Source organism: Candidatus Thermokryptus mobilis, assembly GCF_900070205.1.
Lineage (GTDB): Bacteria > Bacteroidota > Ignavibacteria > Kryptoniales > Kryptoniaceae > Kryptonium > Kryptonium mobile.
The window spans coordinates 3,103-4,978 of the sequence record NZ_FAOO01000018.1 but is presented as its reverse complement, the minus strand read 5'-3'; the positions used below and the strand labels follow the sequence as shown (position 1 = coordinate 4,978).

The window sequence follows — 1,876 nt, the reverse complement described above, 5'->3', positions numbered from 1 at the left end:
AAAAAGAAGATACCGCCATGAAGCCAACTAAACCAAACCTCATCTTACAAACCATTATTTCGCTCGTTCTAATCTTAACTGTAAGTAATTTTTCGCTCTCACAATCGCCAGAATGGATTGTTTATAAAACATCAAATTCTAGTCTTCCTGATAATTGGATTAACTCCATAAAAATTGACAGTGAAGGAAATAAATGGATTGGGACCATCGACGGTGGACTTGTAAAATTTAACGACGTAAGTTGGACGATTTACAATACCTCAAACTCTGGATTACCAGACAATTTTATTCGTGAAATTTTTATTGATAATTCAGGCAATAAATGGCTTGGAACAAATAATGGAGGGATTGTAAAGTTTGACGGGACTAACTGGATAGTTTATAATACTTCAAACTCTGGATTGCCAGATAATCGTGTTTATACGATTAACAAAGATCAACAAGGAAACTTATGGATTGGAACTAATAATGGTGTTGCAAAGTTTGATGGGGTAAATTGGATCGTGTATAACTCATTAAATTCTGGTTTGCCTTATGATGATGTTCGTTCAATTGCAATAGATAGTCAGGGCAATAAATGGATTTGTACTAATGGAGGCGGAGTTGCGAAATTTGATGGGGTTAATTGGACAGTTTATAATACATCTAATTCTGGTTTACCGTATGATGCAGTTTATTCAATGGTAATAGATGGACAAGGAAATAAATGGTTTGGAATTAATCGTGGTCGTATTGTAAAATTTGACGGAAATAACTGGACAGTTTATAACATGCCTAACTCTATATTTTCTGATAACTATGTTTACGCATTAACACTTGATGGATCGGGAAATATATGGATGGGGACATATCGAGAAGGAATGGCAAAGTTTGATGGCGTTAATTGGACTGTTTATAATACCTCAAATTCCGGTTTACCTGATAATTCTGTTCATTCAATTGCTATTGATCAGTTTGGTAACAAATGGATTGGTACCTGGGGAGGAGGACTTGCAGTTTATCATGAATGGGGTGTTATAATTAAAGTTGAAGATGAAGAACAAAACTTACCAGAAGATTATATTTTATATCAAAACTATCCAAATCCATTTAATCCAAATACAATTATTGAGTTTGAGTTGCCAAAAAAGGCGAATATTAAGCTGGCAGTATATGATGCACTTGGTAGAGAGATAGGCAAGCTTGTAGATCAAGAATATGAATCGGGAAAATATCAAATAAAGTTTAATGGAAATAATTTACCAAGTGGAGTTTATTTTTATCGATTAGAGGCAGGAAAATTTGTGAGTGTGAAGAAAATGATATTATTGAAATAAAAAGGATAGATTTTGACCGATTACGAACTTTTTCTAATTCTTGAAAATTATAATAAACAATAAAAAATAGGGAGGAGAAAATGATAAAGTCACTAAAGAAATACTTAAATCTTTTCAATTTTATTTTATTGTATTCTTTGGTTGCAAGTAAATTGTTTTCCCAAACTCAAGAATGGATTGTGTATAATACTTCAAATTCTGGCTTGCCTAATAACTTTATTTTGTCAATAACCTTAGATGGACAAGGCAATACATGGATTGGGACTTATGGTGGAGGGCTTGTAAAGTTTGACGGTGCAAATTGGACTGTTTATAACGACTCCAATTCTGGTTTACCTGATAACTATGTCAGACCAATAACCATAGACGGACAGGGTAACAAATGGATTGGGACCTATGATGGAGGGCTTGTAAAGTTTGATGGGGTAAATTGGACTGTTTATAACACTTCAAATTCTGGTTTGCCTAATAACCGTGTCTTTGCAGTAGCTATTGATAAACAGGGAAACAAATGGATTGGAACACAGGGTGGGGGTGTTGCAAAGTTGGATAGTATGGGC

2 protein-coding genes are annotated in these 1,876 nt (G+C 34.1%); both read left to right on the top strand.

Translation table 11 applies throughout. From position 1 onward, the window contains the following. Nucleotides 1-1,316, top strand: a 1,316-nt coding sequence (locus FKZ43_RS09645) for a two-component regulator propeller domain-containing protein (protein WP_219916522.1), incomplete at its 5' end; no start/stop codon positions are given. An 80-nt stretch (nucleotides 1,317-1,396) separates the two neighbouring features. Further along, on the top strand, nucleotides 1,397-1,876 hold a 480-nt coding region (locus FKZ43_RS09640; protein WP_320415058.1), incomplete at its 3' end, for a ligand-binding sensor domain-containing protein.